This is a genomic window from Wolbachia endosymbiont (group A) of Hylaeus communis (assembly GCF_947251915.1).
GTDB lineage: Bacteria > Pseudomonadota > Alphaproteobacteria > Rickettsiales > Anaplasmataceae > Wolbachia > Wolbachia pipientis.
The window spans coordinates 385,174-404,797 of the sequence record NZ_OX366396.1 but is presented as its reverse complement, the minus strand read 5'-3'; the positions used below and the strand labels follow the sequence as shown (position 1 = coordinate 404,797).

Sequence of the window (19,624 nt, the reverse complement as noted above, 5' to 3'; positions counted from 1 at the left end):
AGGCTATAATATCTGAAATTTTAGTACGGGGTAAAGATGAGAAAAAAGTATCCAACAGATCTAAGCGAAAGGGAATGGGCAAGAATAGAAAAACACTTCAGAGTATCATACAAGAAAGGAGGAAGGCCGCCAAAGTATAGCAAAAGAGAAATATTAGAAGCAATTTTCTATGTATTGCGTACAGGGTGTCAATGGCGGTATTTACCAAATGATTTTCCGCTATGGAAGACTGTGTATGAGCAGTTCAGGCAATGGAAGAAGCAGGGAATTTTTGAGAAAATGAATTATGAAATTACAAAATATAGTAGAAGAAAAATAGGAAGGAATGAGCAGCCGAGTGCCTGTATAGTAGATAGTCAATCTGTAAAGACTACAGAAAAGGGGGGATCAAAGGCTATGATGGAAGTAAAAAAGTAAAGGGTAGAAAAAGGCATATAATTACAGACACTCAGGGTTTTATACTAGGTTGTTACGTAGGCGCTGCTAACGAAAATGATAGAGATGGTATTAAAATAGCATTAAACAATATGAGAACAAAATATACTAAAGTTAAAAAAATGTGGGCTGACATGGGATACCAAGGAAGAAATTTAAAGAATCACATAAAGGAAGAATATGACATAGATATTGAAATTGTTAAAAGGCCTACATGTAGATTTTGGGTGCACAAAGATACGCCACCTGAGCTACTACCAACAAGAGAACAAGGGTTTAAAGTACAGCCAAGAAGATGGGTTGTAGAAAGGACTTTTGCTTGGGTTAATAGGAATAGAAGGCTATCGAAGGAGTATGATTTACTCACAACATCCACTGAGAATTTCATATACCTAGCTATGAGTAGGGTTATGTTAAAGAGGGAATATGCTTGAATTTACTTGTTTCCGGACAACCTCTAAAAGCAGCTAAATCTTGCTTGTCAAGCGTTTAAACCATAAAAAACGCCAATATTTTAAAGCAGATAATAACCCCAGGGCTTCTTTTGCCTTTTTTTTCATTTGGTAAATTTCTTAAATATTTATGGCTAAACGACAATCGTCATCCCGCTACTTGTTAGCGGTATGACGTAGGGAAACCTTTCTTGGGTTAGCTATAAAACTAATCAGCATCTTGTTTAGCACATATAAATTAAGTTTCACAAATATAGTGCTAAACCTTGAAAATATGTTATAGCTACTTCTTCCAATTTAGTGGTGGGTTTTGACAGTACACATGTTATTTTACTAGCTACCAACTCAAGTGTCACAGAAGTTGCAATCACTGCATTTATATTCTGTACTTTAACATTTACTCTACTTTCTATTAGAGGCTTTACCCCCCCTACATCATTACGTACAGCAGTATGATTTATTTCATTTTTAGTTCCACTACTATGCTGCAACAAGATATCCCCATTAACTTTTATTTCAACATTTTTGTCACTACTACCATTGTTAAAATTTAATCCCTCATCTCTTCTACTTTGTCTTTTTTCTTTTAATTTTAATTCAGTTTCTCTTTCATCAAGTACGGAAACGGTAGGAAATGGGATGTGAGTTTTTTCCTGACCATCTTGATTTATAGCTCTTGTTGTATTAAAAGCTTCGTTGCTTTTACATGATATTGTATAAGTAAGTGGTGTGTAGATTTTTTCTTCACTATCTGGATATTTTATAGTTATTGTTGCATTAAGAATGTCTTTCAGAATATCGTTTTCTCTAGCTATGTCTAAAATTTCTTGAATAACTTTGCGATCATGTAATGCGGCAAGTAACTTATCAGTTACTTTTTGATTATTTTTATGTTTTATGGTTATTGTTGTGTTAAGAATGTCTTTCAGAATACCGTTTTCTTTAGCTACTCTTAACATTTTCTCAACAGCTATACTATCTTTACGTAGTATAGCATAAGCAAGTGGTGTGCAAGTTTCTTCCTGACCATCTGGATATTTTATAGTTGTTGTTGCGTCAAGAATGTCTTTCAGAATATCGTTTTCTTTAGAGATTTTTAAAATTTCTTCAATAGTTTTGCTATTTTTACATGATATGGCGTAAGTAAGCGGTGTGTAAATTTCTTCTTGACCATCTAGATATTTTATAGTTGTTGTTGCGTCAAGAATATCTTTCAGAATACTGTTCTCTTCAGCTGCTACTAGAATTTCTTTAATAATTTTGCTATCCTTCCGGAACATAGCAAAAGCAAGTGGTGTGTAAGTCACTTCCCGGCTATCTAAATGTTTTATAGTTGTTGTTGCGTCAAGAATATCTCTCAGAATACCTTTTTCTTTAGCTACTCTTAACACTTTTTCAACAGCTATACTATCTTTACGTAGTATAGCATAAGCAAGTGGTGTATAAGCCACTTCCCAGTCTAGATATTTCATAATTGTTGTTGTGTTAAGAATATCTTTCAGAAGAGTACTGTTCCCTTTAGCTGCTACTAGAATTTCTTTAATAGCTTTGCTATCCTTCCAGAACATAGCATAAGTAAGTGGTGTGTAAGTCACTTTCTGGCTATCTGGATATTTTATAGTTGCTGTTGTGTTAAGAATATCTTTCTCCTTAGAGACTTTTAAAATTTCTTCAATAGCTATACTATCTCCACATAGTATAGCACAAGCAAGTGGTGTAACAGTTGCTCTCCGACCATCTAGATATTTTATAGTTGTTGTTGCGTTAAGAATATCTTTCAGAATATCGTTTCCTTTAGAGACTTTTAAAATTTCTTCAATAGCTTTGCTATTTTTACATAATATGGCATAAGTAAGTGGTGTGTAAATTAATGAATCATCACTAATTATTTTTGCACTAAGAACACTCTTTAAAAGGTTGCTTAATTCGGCTTGTTGCAAAATATCCTTTACAGTTTGACTATTCTCGCAAAATATAGCATGAGTAAGTAGTGTAAAAGTTGATTCTTTACCCCGATGTTTGCTTACTTCCGTAGTAAGAATCCTTTGTTTTTCCTTTTTAGATATTTTTTCTAGTTCTTCAGCAATGCTACTTTTTTTGCCTTTTATTTTTGATGCTAATTTTAAAATACTTTTTTCATCTTTCTCTTTTAATTTCGAATCGTTTACCTGATGAGTCATTTTTTTTCTCAAGGTCTTTCTTATTAAACTAAGCATAACATTTCCTCTCTTCGTGGTTATAATATTTGCTTTTATGAATCAGTTGTGTTGATAATGTATTAATTGCATAGTTCAGACATTGTTTTATAAAGCAAAATTTTAGTAGACCACCTTACAAGAACGTTTCTTGCTAATTCTGAATCCGAAAAAAGGACGCAGTAAAGTTATTTGTAAGGGAAGAATGAAACTTGTAGCTATAGCTAAACTGACTTACGATAATTTGAAAAACCGTCATCCCGCTACATTAATATTGTATTAATAAAAACTTAATAATAATCCTTAATAATATATGAACTAACATGTTCGCAATTTCGTATGACAGAGGAAACAAAAGATGGATATGCTTCCTTATACGTTGCAATTCAGGAAGGTAATATTGAAGCTGCAGAACTACTAATAAAATGTGGCACAAACGTCAATGATCATTATGAACGCAATCGTACGCCACTGCATATTGCCATCGGACGCAAACAATTAGAAATAGCAAAATTGCTGATAAAAAATGGAGCAAACGTTAATGCAAAAACTCAAAATCATGGTAAAGATGATCTAACACCAATGCACTTTGCAGTTTTTGCAAATACGCCAGAATTTATAGAATTACTAGCTAGCCATGGTGCATTGATTAATGAAAGAGAAAGTACCGAAGGGTATACTCCTCTTCACTTTGCTGCTTTGTATGGGAACAAAAATATAATACAAGCCTTAATTGATAAGGGACAAGATATTGAAGATGTGGACAATAATGGGCGAACAGCTCTGTTTTTAGCTGCTAGGCAGTGCACTGAAGCAGAAGATGATAGCAGAATAGAAATTATCAAGTATTTGATAGACAAGCTCAAAGCAGATGTAACAAAGAAAGACAATAATAACAATGCAGTACTCTTTCCTGCCGCTAATAATTGCCCTGGAAAAGTGGTAGAATTCATCATTGAGCAATATATAAAAATCTTTGAGTTAGAGAATTTTATCAACCACAAAAATAATGATGGAATGGATGCTTTGGATATTGCGCTGAATAGTGGAAACGAGAAAGCTATTGAAGTATTAAGATCATATGGAGCAGATATCAAGAATAAGGTAGATGGTAGCATTCAAAAAATTACTGCAGAAAAACCAAGTAGTACCCTAGACAGAGCAGAAAGTGCAGAGGTAGCACCTCCAATTAAGCAAAGAGTATAAAGCTTTTTATAAAGCGATTATAAATTTCAGTAAGTTGCAGAGGCTCTACAATGGGAAGTGTAGTATGTTAGCAGATACAAATGACTAGATAAATTATATTTCATTAAAGTCATTTATCTTGAAACATAAGCAGGATTTTGTATAGTTGTTTCAATTTGGGTCTGTATATTGAAACAACGCGTGAAAATGACAGGTCATTGTACAAGAGATACCTAATTCGCCGACAAGAATACTAGATAAAGAAACTTACATTTCAATTATTTCACAATTTCTGTATAATCTTAAAAACTCAATTAGTGCGTTATGAAGATAATAATAGGTAATGCTAGTAAGGAATTAGGGGAATCAGTAGTTAACCGGCTAGATGTTCAACCATCCTCTGCTTGGATATCAAAGTTTACCGATGGTGAGGTAAATGTAGAAGTAGCAAATGATCTGTATAATCAAGAAGTATACATAGTACAATCTCTTTCTCCACCTGTGAATGATAACCTTATGGAGCTTCTGCTTATAATTGATGCAGTAAATAGATTAGGAGCCAAAAGGATAGTAGTAATTATCCCTTATTATGGATATAGCAGGCAAGATAGAATTATCAAGAACAATAATATGCAATCTGCTTTAAGTGCTAAATTAGTTGCAAATCTTATTCAAACTGCAGGTGCAAGTAGTGTTGCAGTTATTGATTTGCACTCAAGTCAAATTGAAGGATTCTTTGATGTACCGATAACTAATTTGAACTGCTTTGAAGCATTTGTTGACTCTATAAACACGGAAAATTTGACAATTGTTGCACCTGATGTTGGAGCAATTGGCAGAGCACGTGCTTTTGCGAGAGCTTTAGAGGAAAAGTACAAGATAGGGTTAAGTGATAAGATTATTGTAGTAGATAAATATAGGGAGAGAGCAGGCACATCTCAAGTAATGAACATAATAGGAGAAGTTGCAAACAAAAATTGTGTCATTGTTGATGATATAGTCGACTCTGGTGGAACGTTGTGTAATGCAGCTCTTGCTTTAAAAAATTGTGGAGCAAAATCCGTAACTTCATGCATCACACACGGTGTGCTTTCAGGAAGTGCAGTTGAGAAAATCTCTTCCTCTTCTTTAGATAAATTAGTGATTACGGATACCATACTTCACAAACTTGAAAAAACTGGTAAAATAGAAGTTGTTTCGGTTGTAAATATTTTAACTCACTTCATCCAAGGAGGTAGAAATGCCAGCTAAGTCAACAGAAGATGTTATTACTTCACTAATAGAATTTGCAAATAAGAGAAAAATAACAATTACCAAAGAAGAAATGCTTAAAATTGCACAGCTTGTAAGGATTAAGTTATCAAATGACGAGATGGATCACTACTCCAAAGAACTGACAATGCTGGATTGGATACACGATACTTTATTGCAAGTTAATACTGAAGGTGTTTCTCCTATGCGTTATGGCAGTATAGACAAGGATATTCATGTACGCGATGATGTTATAAATTCTCAAAATATTAAAGAAGAGATATTGTCCAATACAAAACCTGAGCATGGGTATTTCGTAGTGCCAAAGGTTATAAGCAATTAAAGTAAAATAAGGCTCATATCAAATCTATAATAGATCTACTTTCAAAAATAAGACCAATCCGGTAAAGAAGCATTTGTGGGAGTGGAAACCATTTTTTGATTTTTCTTTACTAAGTCTACTAAATATAGTTTAGAGTTGCTTGGTGATTCTGTTCTTGTAAAAATGATTTCTCTACCATTTGGTAGCCATGCCGGGGATTCAATTTTATGCCCCTCTGAAAGCAGACGTTCTTCTTTGCCATCTGGCTTCATAACTCCTATGTAAAATTTTCCTGACTGAATCTTTGTAAAAGCTATCAGATCTCCTTTTGGCGACCAAACAGGCGTAGCATATCTTCCACTCCCAAAACTAATTCTTTTAGGTTTTTTACTTTTGTTAGTAAAATCGATAACGTACAGTTGCTGACTCCCACTTATATCAGAACTAAAAGCCATATACTTTTGATCTGGAGAAAAAGAGGGAGAAGTGCTTATAGCTGAACCTTTAGTAATTTTTTTTGTTCGTTTACTACTTAAATCCAAAGATAATATATTCGTTTCACCACCCAATGAGTGGGAAATTAAAAGAGATTTACCATCGGGAGAAAATCTTGGTGCAGAAACAACTCCTTCAAATGCGCTGATTATTGATTCAGTGTTATCTTTTAAATTTTTTAATATTATATAACTTTTACCATTTGCGTACGAGATATAAACAATGCCCTTTCCATTTGGTGAGAATCTCGGTGTTGACACAAATCTATCGCCATTTGTTAAGTATTTTATATTACTTCCATCTTGATTCATCACAGCAATTTTACGCACAGATTTGTAGTTGCTATCTTTTTCTTCAGCGATATACGTGATTTTTGTGTTGAAGTGCCCTTTCTCACCAATTAATCTATCATGTATCACATCCGAAACGAGGTGACCAATTTTTCTCCAGTCTTTTGCTGGAAAAACAACTGACTGAGTAAGTAATTCTCTTTTTGTAAAAGCGTCAAATAAACGAAATGATAGCTCTAATGCACTACCAGATATTTCGCTTAAACTTACTGTGACTACAGTATCGCTTTTCCAAGATTTAGATTCAGCTTCCGCGCCACGTTTTACATTAAATAAGCCACAATTAGATAAATTTGTTCCTATTACCTTTGCAATATTTTCGCTTAATTCGCTTTCCAACGCTGTTTTACATGTACATTTAGATACAACAAGACCAATGTTACCAACACTGCTTTTTTTTATATCAACATATAAAGCAGCTTTTGTAAAATAAGGAATAAATAACGAAATAAATAACACCAGATGAACGAATAGCTTCATTCATTTCATACCTGTTCTATCTGAACCTCAATTATAGGTCTTTTTAGTAAATATTCCTTTAAGATACTCAATATTGAACTTTCAATCTTATTTTTAATTTTTTTTGTTGGCTGCAAACTAAACAACGACTCAACTTTCTTGACAATTTTCTGTATGGTAGCTGCATCTTCTAGCACTTCAAAAACACCAGGTACAAATACTTTTGGTTTAGCAAGCAATTTATTTTTCTTGTTTACAACTGCTGTTACCACAATAACTCCGGCATCTCTCATTCTTTTACGCATTTTTATAACACTGCTCTCCGGATGACGTAGCAACATACCATCAATACCAAAGTAGTCAACATCAATTGAATCAACCTTTTCTCCGTTCTCCAAATTAACAATATCACCTGGTGCAATCATTATTGCTTTTGCCACACCGCACTCTTTAGCAAATTTTACATGTGCATGCGTGTGAATATATTCGCCGTGAACTGGAATAGACATCTTCGGTTTTATTAAAGAATACATTTCCTTTAGCTCTTCTCTTGTTGGATGCCCAGAAGCATGAACATGCTCTGTTTTTTCAGTAATAACTTCTACCCCCATCTCAATAAAGGCATTGAGCATGTTGTGCGCACGAGTTTCATTTCCAGGAATGATTTTTGACGAAAAGATCATGGTATCACCTTGCTGCATTTTAAATGCTTGATGACTCTTAGCAGCAAGTCTTGCGGTAGCTGCCAGTGGCTCACCTTGACAACCTGTGCAAAGTAGCACCAGTTCTTCCCTTGGAAAATTTACTGCTTCCTTTGCTTCAAGAAACTGAGGAGAATCAGTTAAATAACCACTATCTTGCGCAACTTTCACTATTCTCCATAAAGATCTACCAAGTAAAACTACTTTTCTATTTAGTGCTTTTGCAGCTTGGCTTATCGTTTCAATTCGTGCCACATTTGAAGCGAATAGCGAAACAGCAACTAATTTTTTAGACCGCTTTATTATGTTATAAATATTATTATAAATTTCACCTTCTGACTCAGGGTGATGCTTGCTTAATATATTGGTTGAATCGCAAATTGCTGCAAGCAGGTCACCTTTATCGCCAATTTCTTTTAGACGCTCCATATTAGAAGTTAATCCAACAACAGGTTTTGGATCAAATTTCCAGTCTCCGGTATGGAGTGCACTACCCATTTCAGTGCTAATTAATATTGAATTTGCCTCAGGAATTGAATGAGTTACATTTATAAACTCGACGGTAAAAGGACCCAAATTTATGCTGCCATTTATGTCTACCTCTTTCACAGGCACTATACCTTCCAATCGAAATTCTTTTAGTTTCTCTTTAAGAAAATTAACCGTAAACTTTGTTGTATATATGGAGCACTGCAACTCTTCCCATAAGTGGGGCACTGCACCGCAGTGGTCCTCATGTGCATGTGTAATTATTATTCCAAGTAAATCTTTTTTTCTTTGAGCAATAAAATCTATATCAGCAATGAGCAGCTCAACACCTGGCATAGTTTCATCTGCAAAACCAACACCAAGGTCGATCATAATCCACTTACCTTGGTAATGATATAGGCTAACATTCATCCCGATTCTTCCTACTCCCCCAAGCGGAAGAAATAAAAACTCATTTTTGTTTATATTCATTAAATTTAAATTATTAAAACCTGAGAATAGCAAAACTTCGACCTTAAATAAAGAAATTTATTGCTTTTACATAGTTTTAAGGAACTAAGAAGTTTCTGTTGGCTAATAATAACACTATTGTTAAGTTTTCCATTAATAAGGTCAAAGAATTGCAGGATTAAATGAAAACCCGTAAACAGTTACCCCTTTATGTCATTTAGCAGATTTCTTATTTTTTTTTTACTTTACTAAAAAACCCTTCAGATTGCTGTTGTACACTTGCATTTTCCTCTTCTTCAAGCGCTTTTAATAGTTCAATTTGCTTTTTAGTTAAATTTTTTGGATTTAAAGTCTCAACTATTACCTGTACGTATAAATCACCACGAGCATGTGAGTTCATATATGGCATACCCTTTTCCCTACAACGTAGTTTGGTACCAGTTTGAGTGCCTTCAGGGACCTTTACTTTTATTTTAGCTCCATCAATTGATTGAATATCGATTTCACCACCAAGCACTGCTAGTGTCATTCTTATAGGCACTTTACAGTGTAAATCTGCTTTATTTCTAGCAAAGATTTTATGGGAAATTATTTTCACGTATACGTATAAATCTCCACTTTTTCCACCTTTTGTTCCAGCTTCTCCTTTACCACTTATCCTTACCTTAGCTCCTTCTTCTATGCCTTTTGGAATTGAAACGGATATATTTACTTCATCTCTTCTACGTCCACTTCCACCACATTTCTTACATTTGTTTTGTATTATTTCTCCTTCCCCATAGCATGTAGTACATGTTCTTTCGATGGTAAAAAAGCCTTGTTGAGTTCTAATCCTACCGCTTCCCTGGCATGTGTGGCACTGAACTGGTTTAATTGCTCCTTCGCCACCTGTGCCTTGGCATGTATCACATTTTACATTTGTCACATAATGTATAGGCGCTTGTATTCCTTTAAATGCATCTTCTAAGGTAATTTCAAGATCATAACGTAGGTCTGCTCCAGATACTCCTGTTGTACTTCTTTTTGCTCTCGATCTACTTGCACCACCACCGAATCCTCCACCAAAGAAGTCATTGAATATGTCGCTAAAATCTCCTGCAGAGCTAAAGCCTTGAAATCCACCAGAAGCACCTTCGTGGCCATAACGGTCATAGCCTGCCCTTTTCTCAGAGTCAGACAGAACTTCATATGCAGCTGTTACTTCTTTAAATTTTTCCTCTGCTTCTTGATTGCCAGGATTTCTATCAGGATGATATTTTAATGCTAATTTTTTATACGCTTTTTTTATCTCATCAATACTGGCATTTCTGCCTACTTCCAGCAGATCATAGTAGTCTTTTTTGCTCATATATAATAGTTTAGTGCTTAACCTTTAAAGATAGGTATTACATATATTAATTTCAAGTGTGACTTCTGTTTCCTATAAAATGTGGTGCACCCTGAGCGACTTGAACGCCCGACCTTTTGATCCGTAGTCAAATGCTCTAATCCAACTGAGCTAAGGGTGCTTTCACAAAGTTAACTTTAGCAGGTTTTGTAGCTTGATTCAATTAATTTGGCTAAAAATAAAACTGTTAATTTTTACCACGCATGAACCACTCACAATTCCCAGACTGCTGTTCCACATTAGGATTATTAAATTCACTATAAGAAGGAGAAGCGCTTTGAGGAAAGTAAGGAGGAGCGCTTGGAGTAGTATTAGGATATTGAGGAGAGTAAGGAGGTGGTGCATCACGAGAAGAATCTCCATAACCATGCACTTGTTTAAGATAGCTATCTACCGCTCTTTCAGCTTTCTCGATATTTTCTGATTCTTCCTCATGCTTCATATGAAAAGCTAAACCACCAGCAAAACATACGAGAGAATTAACGCCAAGGATAGCTAAACCCCACACTGGTAAGACTGGGTAAACAGCACAAGCTACCAAAGCTGCCAAAGAAACAACGCCAACCGCAAATTCTATATTTCTGAACGTTTTAAATTTACTATCCAGGTAATCTATTTTTTCTTCTTTTCTAGCCACTTTTCTGCTGCTGTTATACCAAAAACACATACCAGCATGGAAAGCAACACACACAACTGCAGCTACTATACCCAAAGCTAATAGCTTTCTACTGTCTTCTGATTCTTTTTTATTCTCTTTTCTCCCTTGATGAGTGGTATTACCATTGTTAATATTCGTTATATTATTAACCGTAGTGTGACCACGTCCACCGAATAAAGAATCCATCCAGCATTGTAATAGCAAATAATCCCAAAAGTCTAAACCTCTATTGTGTACATGTATATGTGTAATCTGAGAGCCTGTAGGTTGTGCGTTATTCCCTGCGTTATATTGATCATTTCTGCTTCCTGTATCGTGCCTATTGCTTGAATTTGGATGTGTAAATTCTTCATACACATTTTTAAAATTCTCCTTGCTCCAAGTTAAATTCGGTGTATTATTACAATACTGTAGAAACCCTTCAATATTATTATTATTACCTAATTTCTTTATATAGGCTAACGCATACCTTTTTAAAACACTATCACTTGCTACCATAAATACCCTCTTAAGTTAAGATTAAATTAATAAATATTTATTATAACAAGATAACATCTACTTGTCAACTTGAGCCTGATTCAAGTATCTGTTCAGAGTGTGGCAGAAGAATTTATTCAAATAAAGTAGGTGGTAAAATATAAACATTTTATAAAGTGAAAAATGGACTTTTCAGACCACTGCCGAGCTAAAAAAGCCCTGAAAACCGTGATACTTAGGCCACTTCTTGCTTAAGCTGTACAATTTCAGCTTGAGAAAGGCCAGTGGATTCAGCTATTAAATTAACAGATACACCAGCTTTAAGTAAATTTTTTGCAACTTCGATTTTTCCTTTCTCTATACCTTCCTCAAGTTTGTATTCAAGAATGGCTTCTTCCTTACGTAGATCCATTATTCTTTCTTCGTAAGCTACTAAATCTTTTTCATTCCAGCTAAACCTGTCTAATTCATCGTAGACTAACTTTATTATTGGTGCTTTTTCTGCTATTTTCCTTAGGTCTTCATCTGTAGTTTCATCTGCATACTGTTGTCTAAGTGAAGAAGGTCGCCCCTCCTCACTCGACTTCAAAACCGTACGTGAGACTTTGCGCCTCATACGGCTTCTCTCCAATTTGGTGCTTTTCATGCACACCTCCTGTGTAATTCATCGTGACAATGTCCATGTAACAAAGATAAGTTTTTGATCATATTGTTTCGTCTATTCCGGTCTTTATGATGTATTTCTATTATATCATCACTTTCAAACCATAGTCTACATTATCACATTTACTTTGTTGTAACTTCAATAGTTTTATTACTCTTAATGGCTTATCTGGTATTTTTCTCAGACGTTTACCCCAATATACCCAATCACCATCATATGGAGATCTGGTTTTTTGCACTTTGATATGTCGTTTAATAACATGATCGCTGTGTATAATAAGATGTATCTTGTTACTTGTCATAAAACGCCAGTTATCGTTATTATACTTTTTAAAGTATTTTCTTTTTATCCAGCATTTCCCTTTGTTTGGGTGCCTAAAGACTGCCCACTTCCAGAGCTTTCTATGTATAGTATTATCCAATGAGCTAAAGATTTTACATGAAACTACCGAAGAGTAATATTGACTCCATCCTCTGTTTATTGGATTGAGATTCCTTATTATTACTTCCTGTGGCGCCCCACGCATTTCTCTAAGTTTATGTTTAATAGCAAATGTATGCTGCTTTATAGAATTACGACTTGGTTTTATTAATAATGTGTAACCTTTTTTACTTTCTTTTGTTGGATATTGTCTTATTGAAAATCCAAGAAAATCAAATCCTGGTTTTATTCCATTAATGATTTTTAATGTATGAGAAACTTTTGTCTTAGAAGACTTTAATTCTAATCCAATGGTTTTTAACCATTCTTCAACTAGAACTTTTGCCCTAAGAATAATTTCTTCACTTTCATGTATGACGACAAAATCATCACAGTAGAAAATTACACTAATAGACTTTTGCGCGTTTTTATGCGATATCCTACCATATTTTCTTTTCATGCATTGAAAGAGTTCGTTTGTTAATGCTTTTTTGACATGTTGCTCTAATCCGTGTAATGCAACACAAGCTAGCAGCGGTGCCTCCTTGAATTGTACCACGTTTTGTGGATTGAAACTTTCCATCTTCCATAACGCCTGCCCTTAACCATCTTCTTATGATTTTCTTTAACGTTGGTGTGGTTTTCAAGCAGTTTATTATGGTTAATATTGTCAAAACATCCAGAAATATCAGCATCTAATACATATGCTGTTTTCTGTTTTAGCACATCAAATATGGCTTCAATTGCATCATGACATGATCTACCAGGTCTAAAACCATAAGTGTTTGGCTCAAGTTTTGCCTCCCATTCTGGTTCTAAAGCCATTTTTACAAGTGTTTGTGATATAGTAGGTATACCAAGCGGGCGATGCTCCGATGGCTTACCAGGTTTTGGGATTCAGACGCGTCTTGATGGCTTTGCTTTTTCTTTTATATCTAAAGAATATGATAGTTGTAATCTTTCTTTTTGATTAAGATTAGCCTTTCCATCAATACCTGCAGTCTTCTTCCCCCTATTGTCCTGTGTTACTTTCCTAACAGCGAGTGTTTTTGCACTTGTTGATTTGAGCAATAATTTTTGAAGATTATGCATCTTTTTGATATCATTACATTTAGAGGCTTGGTAAATTCGTTTTTGTAGCTTAAATGAAGATTTCTTCAGCTTTCGCCAAGGAATTCCATTCCATTCATACCTAGCTTTTTGCTGGTCCATAACATATTCACTACTATTCACCACTTTACCTTCCAAATTAAAGTGTTTACGTCTGCATATCCCAGATATTACTTTGGGCATTAGCTTCTTAAACAATCCTTCCACATAGCAGCTTGTGGTTGGCTACCTACTTATATTTAATGAATATAAGAGCTTTTATGTGGTTACTCCGTTCCATAGCTTCGTTTCACGTTAAACTTAGATTCCTACTATTTGCCGGAAGCTGGGAACATCAATAACTAAAGTCTTCAATCTTTAGTTCCCCTTTTGCTTCGTACCATTTTGGTCTATGCGTAGTTCAACCTCTTTTCGCATACTATGCTTTGACGACAATTCAAACATAGGTTCCTCTCGTAATCATATCTAACTCTGTTTGCAGGATGAGGTTTAGTGTTACCTGCTTTTATCTCATGCTTGCATCCCAAAGGTTGCCATCCTTTGAAATGTGAGACATACATTATCCCCGATGTCTAGGGAAGATGGAATTTAACCATCATGATTTCATGACATCGGATCGCACACTCACTTTTGCTCTATGATTATCTTTATTATCTTGCTTTGTCTACCTTATTCTACCACTCCGCTGAACGGATACAATTTACTAAACAGAAAAAAAGGCAAAAGAAACCCTAGGGTAGCTAGTTATTCACTATCCATTTTTTAAGTTGGCGTTTTTTAATGTTTTAAATAGCGCATTTCAGCTTATATTAGGTAAAAACCTAGAAATATTGTGAAGACATAAGGTGCACATAGTGCAAAAAATTAAGCATGATTTACGCCAAATACATTAAGTTTTTTGTCATTAATCCACTGCAGAGATTGCGAAGATAAATAAATAGCTTCAGTGTTATAATAAGGGGGCTGGCGAAGGGTGTCAAGCAAGTTTTTTCGTTTCTATTTCCAATAAAAGTTTGTTATATGGTTATGCAAGAAGTCTATTATAAATGAAATGAATGTGAAAAATATCTTGTTAGCACTTTTAGTACAAATGATATTCAGTTTGCCGCTATTTGCAGCTGATCCTGTTTTGCTCAACTGCATTAAAACTCCGGAAATATATGACCTTGATGCAAGGCCAAAAAATTTTAGCTCTTCAAACAATTTAAGAAGGAAACCTGGTTCTCCAAATAGTGCAATAGGGGAATTAATACACATAGTGGGTAGAATTACTGATATAAACTGCTTACCAATACAAAATGCTGTAGTTTCTATATGGCACGCGAATTCACGAGGCGTGAACCATTACGATAAGAATATAGAGGATGATCTGAATTTTGCTGGATCAGGAAGGTTTGTAGTGAATAATCTTGGCTATTATAATTTTATTACGATAGCACCTGGTAAAATTGGTGATAGAGCTCCACATATCAACTTTCTAGTTCAACATCCGGATTTTCCAGAATTCACAACGCAAATGTTTTTTGCTGACCATAATTGCGATAATTGCGCTGATCCTGTTCTTGAAGATTTTGTTAGTAATGGGCTTGCAAGCCTTCTCATAACACCATTTACTTACAGTGATCAGGTCATAAAAACCTATACGTTTAACATTACCTTGGGCGGATATAATAAGTTCTCTAATAAAAGATAAAAAACCTTGCATGTAAGGGAGTCCATAGTAAACTTAAGTGTTATTGTACTTAGGATGTATATGAAAAATATCTTACTGATGTTTTTGCTATGTTTTATGTACAGTTTACAATTATTTGCAACGGAGATACCAGCAATGAAAATAACAATTTCTAAAATTTCGCCCGATTTTAAAACAATAGTAATGGGTTTATTTGAAGACAACGAAACCGTAAATGATGGCGGAGTTTTGCAAGGAAAACAGGTCATAGATAATATAAAGCAATTTAGCGATTTCAATGGAAGTTTTGGTGAATTTTTCTCTACTGCTTTGCCAGAAGAAAAAAATGTTATAGTTGTTGGACTGGGTAAGAAGGATGAATGGAATGAAAATAAAGAATTAAATATTGGTGGTAAAATATATTGTGAGCTAAGCAGATTAAAAATTAAAAAAGCAGCGGTTTTAATCGAAGGTAGTGCAGCAAATGTTGCATATGGTGCGTTTCTGCGTAGTTTTAAGTTTGATAAGTATAAAACTAAAAAGGATGAGAAAATTACAGAGGTAGAGGAGATTACCGTATTAGTAAAAGATGAACAATTAAGTAATGCTGAAAGATCATTTGAGCACTTAAGGCAAGAAGGTGAGAGTATATTTCTTGCGCGCTCTTTTATAACAGAGCCTCCTAACATTCTATATCCAGAATCCTATGCTGATCATATAAAAAAAGAACTTACTAAGCTTGGCCTTGAAATCGAGGTGCTTGATAAAAAGCAGATGGAAGAGAAAAAAATGGGAGCCTTGCTTGGAGTTGCACAAGGAAGTAGTAAAGAACCAAAATTAGTAGTGATAAAATGGAATGGAGCTTCTAAAGAACAAAAGCCTATAGCTTTTGTTGGTAAAGGTATAACGTTTGACACTGGTGGAGTATCACTCAAACCTTCACGTGGTATGGAGTCGATGAAATATGACATGGCAGGCTCTGCTACTGTGGTTGGGGTGATGCATGCTTTAGCAGGACGAAAAGCAAAAGTAAATGCAATTGGCGTGGTCGCACTTGCAGAAAATGCAGTGGGTGGTAATGCTCAAAGACCAAGTGATGTAGTAACTTCAATGTCTGGACAAACAATAGAAGTGTTGAACACCGATGCAGAAGGAAGGCTCATACTTGCAGATGCTTTATGGTATACGCAAGATAGATTCTCACCAAAATTTATGATTGATCTTGCAACTTTAACTGGTGCTATAGTGGTTGCACTTGGAAATAACGAATATGCTGGTCTTTTTTCAAATAATGATGAATTAGCAAACCGTCTGATTGATGCAGGAAATGAAGTAAATGAGAAGTTATGGCGTTTTCCTATGAATGAAACTTATGACAAAATTATTGATTCACCGATTGCTGATGTTCAAAACATCGCTCCTGCAGGCTCTGGTGGAGATAGCATAATGGCTGCACAGTTTTTACAGCGTTTTGTGAATGAAACTTGCTGGGCACATTTAGATATCGCAGGCACTGCTTGGCACGAGAAAGGTACTGACATTTGTCCAAGAGGAGCAGTAGGTTTTGGTGTAAGGTTACTTAATAAGTTGGTTGAGAAGTACTACGAAGCCAATGATTAAAGGTCTTTATACTGGATTTATGGCTTAGCTACATGAACGTTTATTTTCGAGGCGCAGCAAATGAAAGTAGCTGATACATATTTCTTTTTTTCTGGATTCCAGTGTCAGCTACTTTCATGACACCCTGACAACCGTCATCCCGCTACGTGTTAGCGGCTAAGAGATATCGCGACGGTATGACGGTTCGTGACGGTATGACATAGGGAAACCTTTTTTGGGTTAGCTACAACAGTAGTCAGGAAATAATAGCCTAAAAAGAGACTTAGTGTTAAGTTATCAATAAGCTACTTTAAAAATAAATCCTATGGAAAGCAGAGCTAAGGCTTGGTTCATTTGGCTGATTAGTAACTTGGTTGTTATATTCAGCAATATGCAGATAATTTATGCCTTTATAAGTGTGAATCTTGAAAGGGAACTTGGACTTACAATCGCACAAGTTGCACTGGCTAATTCAGCATATACTTGGACTTTCGCCATCTTACAATTTTTTAGTGGGGCAACGTTTAATGTTTTTTCCAATAAAAAAATTTATTTTTTCTCATTATTAACTATGATTTTTGGGTTCTTTGTCCTTATTAATAGCGACAATTTTGCTCATTTGATTTTATCACAATTATTGATTGCAACTGGAGCATCATTTGGTTTTATTGGTGCTGCTCATATAAGTAGCATCTGTTTTTCCGCTGCCCAATTTGGACTAATGTTTTCACTAGTGCAGACAATTTCAAGCCTTTCTGCTTTGGTGATTCAAATACTGTTCTCTAACTTGCTTGCCGAAGATGCATATTGGAAAAATCTGATTGTATGCATAATACTATTTGGTGTGTTGATATTTGTACTTACGCTTTTTTGTCCAAACACACTTCCAGAAAGCAGCTCAGAAAAGCGCACAATAAAAAGCTCTATGAAGACAGTAATGTGCTCTATATTAACAGTGCTAAAATTAAGAGATATCTGGATAACTTCAGTGGTGGGTGCTATTACTTTTGGAACATTTTTAGCACTTAATACCTTGTGGACTCTAAGGTTACTGGGCAACTCAGAACTCAATGCAATGGAGTCAGGTATAGCAACTGCAATACTATGGCTTGGTCTTGCAGTTGGTGCTCCAATTGCAGATCGAATCTCAAACTTATTTAAAAATAGGAAACATGTAATTTCTGCTTTTGCTTTATTGCAAGGCGTCTCAATTATTATTTTACTATACAGCCATTTAACAGTCCACGTTGTGTACTTTTGTATGTTAATGTTCGGGTTTTTTGCGGGAGGACATATGCTTAATTTTACTGTCGGCAGCGAGATTGTGAAACGAAAATACATCAGCACATCATCATCCATTATCAATGGATTTATGTTTATTGGCAGTGGAGTTATAGTGTCAATGTTAGCACTTTTTACAGATCATAAAATGGCACTTTTTGCAATATTTGCGATATTGATAGTTGCCGGTATTTTAAATTATGCAACAAAAGAGACATACTCTAAAAAATAAAGTAGCTGAATCTCGAGTCGATTGCTATATTATATTTACGTATTGTAATATTTATCAATAATGGATCACGTTACAACAAAAGACACAACAGTAACTAAGGCAACGATAGCTGGAGATATAAACCAAGAAATAGGATTATCAAAGGAAGACTCTGTTTCGATAATAGATGATATATTGGACGAAATAAAGACAAGCTTGGTAAAGGATGGAATAGTAAAAATATCGTCATTTGGAACATTCTTGGTTAAGAAAAAGAAGGAAAGACCAGGAAATATACCAAATACATCGGAGAAATTGATGATTCAGGCAAGAAATTCAGTTTCTTTTAGGCCTTCAAAAATTATAAAAAAATCAATCAATAATTAATGAACAAGGAAAAATTATTTTATACGATTGGGGAAGTAGCTGAAGAGCTACATTTGGAACAGCATGTTTTGAGATTTTGGGAAGGTCAATTTCATCAAATTAAGCCTACAAAGCGTAAAGGAAGAAGGCTATATGATCGTAAGTGTATAGAGGCCATAAAGAAAGTAAAATACATGCTATATGATAAAGGATATACAATAAAAGGAGTGCAAAAAGAATTTGGTAATGATATAAAAGTCACAAAGAATTTGTTGCAAGAACTCACTGATTTGAGGGACTATTTAACTAGTAAAATAAATAACGAGGAAAGTAACAAGCAGGCGTGAAACACTACGTCTCGCTAAAATTTTGGAGTTTTGTGAGAGTTTAAAATGTGGCATATAGCCTCATTTCTTATGTTATTAGCAATATTAATAGGCTGTGGCCTGCAAAAACCTGCACCTGTGCTGCTTAAAGGCGAAGAATTTTACGGGAAAAGAGATCTGGAATATACAAGAGAGTACCATTTAATTAGGGAGCCTTCAGTGCAAAAAGAAAGTAGAAAAGCCATCATAAATAGGGTATACAAAGATAACAATAATACACAAAATGTGGGGGTAAATTGTAAATTTGTAATGCCAGTTAAAGGTTCAGCTACCTCTTCTGATGAAATGTGTAAGGATGGCATAAAAATTGCTGCTCAAAATGGAACGAACGTAGTTTCCTCTGCACCAGGCAAAGTGATATATGTAGGCAAAGGGCTGAGATGGTATGGGAATTTAATTATAGTGGAACACAAAGATAATTACATGACTGTGTACTCCTATTTAAAAAACATACATGTTGAAATTGGCGATAAAGTAAAGCAAGGTCAAGTAATTGGATCTGCAGGTAAATCAAGCACACAAGATAAAGATCCACAGATGTGTTTCACAATACGACATAATGGCCAAGCGGTTGATCCTTTGATGCATATGAACTGTAATTGAATTTGG

18 protein-coding genes, 1 tRNA gene and 1 pseudogene are annotated in these 19,624 nt (G+C 34.9%); 10 read left to right on the top strand and 10 right to left on the bottom strand.

What is annotated here, in order from left to right:
* Window positions 1-36 precede the first annotated feature (36 nt).
* Window positions 37-869, top strand: a protein-coding gene (locus tag OPR52_RS01960) for an IS5-like element ISWpi1 family transposase (protein WP_265037890.1) whose coding sequence is annotated in 2 segments (ribosomal slippage) — window positions 37-406 and window positions 406-869 — 834 coding nt in all. Because the reading frame shifts where the segments join, the coding sequence is not laid out codon by codon here.
* Between the two features lie 263 nt (window positions 870-1,132).
* Here the strand turns inward: OPR52_RS01960 and OPR52_RS01955 are convergent.
* Window positions 1,133-3,103 carry a WD_0033/WD_0034 family tandem repeat-containing protein gene (locus OPR52_RS01955; protein WP_265038339.1) on the bottom strand — a complete coding sequence of 657 codons (1,971 nt, stop codon included), beginning with the start codon at window positions 3,101-3,103 and terminating at the stop codon, window positions 1,133-1,135.
* A gap of 318 nt (window positions 3,104-3,421) precedes the next feature.
* Here OPR52_RS01955 and OPR52_RS01950 point away from each other — a divergent pair, with 318 nt between their 5' ends.
* The 3 genes from OPR52_RS01950 to gatC all read left to right on the top strand — a co-directional run bounded on the left by OPR52_RS01950 (window position 3,422) and on the right by gatC (window position 5,861).
* Entirely contained in the window at window positions 3,422-4,288 is an 867-nt protein-coding gene (locus OPR52_RS01950; RefSeq protein WP_006280296.1) for an ankyrin repeat domain-containing protein, read from the top strand.
* Between the two features lie 303 nt (window positions 4,289-4,591).
* Entirely contained in the window at window positions 4,592-5,518 is a 927-nt protein-coding gene (locus OPR52_RS01945; RefSeq protein WP_264723118.1) for a ribose-phosphate diphosphokinase, read from the top strand.
* On the top strand, window positions 5,508-5,861 hold the full coding sequence (gatC, locus tag OPR52_RS01940) for an Asp-tRNA(Asn)/Glu-tRNA(Gln) amidotransferase subunit GatC (protein WP_265038338.1): 354 nt from the start codon (window positions 5,508-5,510) through the stop codon (window positions 5,859-5,861). The genes OPR52_RS01945 and gatC overlap by 11 nt, the downstream gene beginning before the upstream one ends.
* Before the next feature lie 41 nt (window positions 5,862-5,902).
* On the opposite strand, the gene OPR52_RS01935 is transcribed toward gatC, so the two are convergent.
* The 9 genes and pseudogenes from OPR52_RS01935 to OPR52_RS01895 all read right to left on the bottom strand — a co-directional run bounded on the left by OPR52_RS01935 (window position 5,903) and on the right by OPR52_RS01895 (window position 13,623).
* Window positions 5,903-7,165 carry a Tol-Pal system protein TolB gene (locus OPR52_RS01935; protein ID WP_006279726.1) on the bottom strand — a complete coding sequence of 421 codons (1,263 nt, stop codon included), beginning with the start codon at window positions 7,163-7,165 and terminating at the stop codon, window positions 5,903-5,905.
* A 5-nt stretch (window positions 7,166-7,170) separates the two neighbouring features.
* Window positions 7,171-8,805: a ribonuclease J gene (locus tag OPR52_RS01930; RefSeq protein ID WP_012673044.1), complete on the bottom strand. Its 1,635-nt coding sequence runs from the start codon at window positions 8,803-8,805 to the stop codon at window positions 7,171-7,173.
* Between the two features lie 208 nt (window positions 8,806-9,013).
* Complete coding sequence (gene dnaJ / locus OPR52_RS01925) at window positions 9,014-10,132, bottom strand: molecular chaperone DnaJ (protein ID WP_265038337.1); 1,119 nt, start codon at window positions 10,130-10,132, stop codon at window positions 9,014-9,016.
* An 82-nt stretch (window positions 10,133-10,214) separates the two neighbouring features.
* Window positions 10,215-10,292 (bottom strand) — tRNA-Arg (locus OPR52_RS01920).
* 66 nt (window positions 10,293-10,358) lie between these two features.
* Window positions 10,359-11,327 (bottom strand): hypothetical protein, encoded by a 969-nt coding sequence (locus OPR52_RS01915; RefSeq protein ID WP_265038336.1) that lies wholly within the window; start codon window positions 11,325-11,327, stop codon window positions 10,359-10,361.
* 214 nt (window positions 11,328-11,541) lie between these two features.
* Window positions 11,542-11,853, bottom strand: a pseudogene (locus tag OPR52_RS01910) (nuclease/transposase family protein); the annotation flags it as partial.
* 199 nt (window positions 11,854-12,052) lie between these two features.
* Complete coding sequence (locus tag OPR52_RS01905; RefSeq protein WP_264723114.1) at window positions 12,053-12,973, bottom strand: group II intron maturase-specific domain-containing protein; 921 nt, start codon at window positions 12,971-12,973, stop codon at window positions 12,053-12,055.
* A complete protein-coding gene (locus OPR52_RS01900) occupies window positions 12,919-13,236 on the bottom strand; it encodes a reverse transcriptase/maturase family protein (RefSeq protein WP_256437793.1) in 318 nt (105 codons plus the stop codon). The genes OPR52_RS01905 and OPR52_RS01900 overlap by 55 nt, the downstream gene beginning before the upstream one ends.
* Before the next feature lie 51 nt (window positions 13,237-13,287).
* Window positions 13,288-13,623 (bottom strand): reverse transcriptase N-terminal domain-containing protein, encoded by a 336-nt coding sequence (locus OPR52_RS01895; protein WP_209473178.1) that lies wholly within the window; start codon window positions 13,621-13,623, stop codon window positions 13,288-13,290.
* A gap of 928 nt (window positions 13,624-14,551) precedes the next feature.
* Here OPR52_RS01895 and OPR52_RS01890 point away from each other — a divergent pair.
* The 6 genes from OPR52_RS01890 to OPR52_RS01865 all read left to right on the top strand — a co-directional run bounded on the left by OPR52_RS01890 (window position 14,552) and on the right by OPR52_RS01865 (window position 19,618).
* Window positions 14,552-15,193, top strand: coding sequence for a protocatechuate 3,4-dioxygenase (locus tag OPR52_RS01890; RefSeq protein WP_010962336.1), 642 nt, complete (start codon window positions 14,552-14,554; stop codon window positions 15,191-15,193).
* Window positions 15,194-15,289: 96 nt separating this feature from the next.
* The gene (locus OPR52_RS01885; RefSeq protein ID WP_010962337.1) at window positions 15,290-16,792 is read left to right on the top strand and encodes a leucyl aminopeptidase; all 1,503 of its coding nucleotides are present in this window, start codon (window positions 15,290-15,292) and stop codon (window positions 16,790-16,792) included.
* Between the two features lie 304 nt (window positions 16,793-17,096).
* Window positions 17,097-18,284, top strand: coding sequence for an MFS transporter (locus OPR52_RS01880; RefSeq protein WP_265038334.1), 1,188 nt, complete (start codon window positions 17,097-17,099; stop codon window positions 18,282-18,284).
* A 60-nt stretch (window positions 18,285-18,344) separates the two neighbouring features.
* Window positions 18,345-18,650, top strand: a complete 306-nt coding sequence (locus tag OPR52_RS01875; protein ID WP_265038333.1) for an integration host factor subunit alpha — start codon at window positions 18,345-18,347, stop codon at window positions 18,648-18,650.
* A complete protein-coding gene (locus tag OPR52_RS01870; protein ID WP_006279880.1) occupies window positions 18,650-18,976 on the top strand; it encodes a MerR family transcriptional regulator in 327 nt (108 codons plus the stop codon). Before OPR52_RS01875 ends, OPR52_RS01870 begins: the two co-directional genes overlap by 1 nt.
* A 45-nt stretch (window positions 18,977-19,021) precedes the next feature.
* Window positions 19,022-19,618: a murein hydrolase activator EnvC family protein gene (locus OPR52_RS01865; protein ID WP_265038332.1), complete on the top strand. Its 597-nt coding sequence runs from the start codon at window positions 19,022-19,024 to the stop codon at window positions 19,616-19,618.
* Window positions 19,619-19,624 lie beyond the last annotated feature (6 nt).

Coding starts and splice junctions, on each gene's coding strand:
- OPR52_RS01955 (WP_265038339.1), bottom strand. CDS start 3,103: ATGCTTAGTTTAATAAGAAAGACCTTGAGAAAAAAAATGACTCATCAG.
- OPR52_RS01950 (WP_006280296.1), top strand. CDS start 3,422: ATGACAGAGGAAACAAAAGATGGATATGCTTCCTTATACGTTGCAATT.
- OPR52_RS01945 (WP_264723118.1), top strand. CDS start 4,592: ATGAAGATAATAATAGGTAATGCTAGTAAGGAATTAGGGGAATCAGTA.
- gatC (WP_265038338.1), top strand. CDS start 5,508: ATGCCAGCTAAGTCAACAGAAGATGTTATTACTTCACTAATAGAATTT.
- OPR52_RS01935 (WP_006279726.1), bottom strand. CDS start 7,165: ATGAAGCTATTCGTTCATCTGGTGTTATTTATTTCGTTATTTATTCCT.
- OPR52_RS01930 (WP_012673044.1), bottom strand. CDS start 8,805: ATGAATATAAACAAAAATGAGTTTTTATTTCTTCCGCTTGGGGGAGTA.
- dnaJ (WP_265038337.1), bottom strand. CDS start 10,132: ATGAGCAAAAAAGACTACTATGATCTGCTGGAAGTAGGCAGAAATGCC.
- OPR52_RS01915 (WP_265038336.1), bottom strand. CDS start 11,327: ATGGTAGCAAGTGATAGTGTTTTAAAAAGGTATGCGTTAGCCTATATA.
- OPR52_RS01905 (WP_264723114.1), bottom strand. CDS start 12,973: ATGGAAAGTTTCAATCCACAAAACGTGGTACAATTCAAGGAGGCACCG.
- OPR52_RS01890 (WP_010962336.1), top strand. CDS start 14,552: ATGAATGTGAAAAATATCTTGTTAGCACTTTTAGTACAAATGATATTC.
- OPR52_RS01885 (WP_010962337.1), top strand. CDS start 15,290: ATGTACAGTTTACAATTATTTGCAACGGAGATACCAGCAATGAAAATA.
- OPR52_RS01880 (WP_265038334.1), top strand. CDS start 17,097: ATGGAAAGCAGAGCTAAGGCTTGGTTCATTTGGCTGATTAGTAACTTG.
- OPR52_RS01875 (WP_265038333.1), top strand. CDS start 18,345: ATGGATCACGTTACAACAAAAGACACAACAGTAACTAAGGCAACGATA.
- OPR52_RS01870 (WP_006279880.1), top strand. CDS start 18,650: ATGAACAAGGAAAAATTATTTTATACGATTGGGGAAGTAGCTGAAGAG.
- OPR52_RS01865 (WP_265038332.1), top strand. CDS start 19,022: ATGTGGCATATAGCCTCATTTCTTATGTTATTAGCAATATTAATAGGC.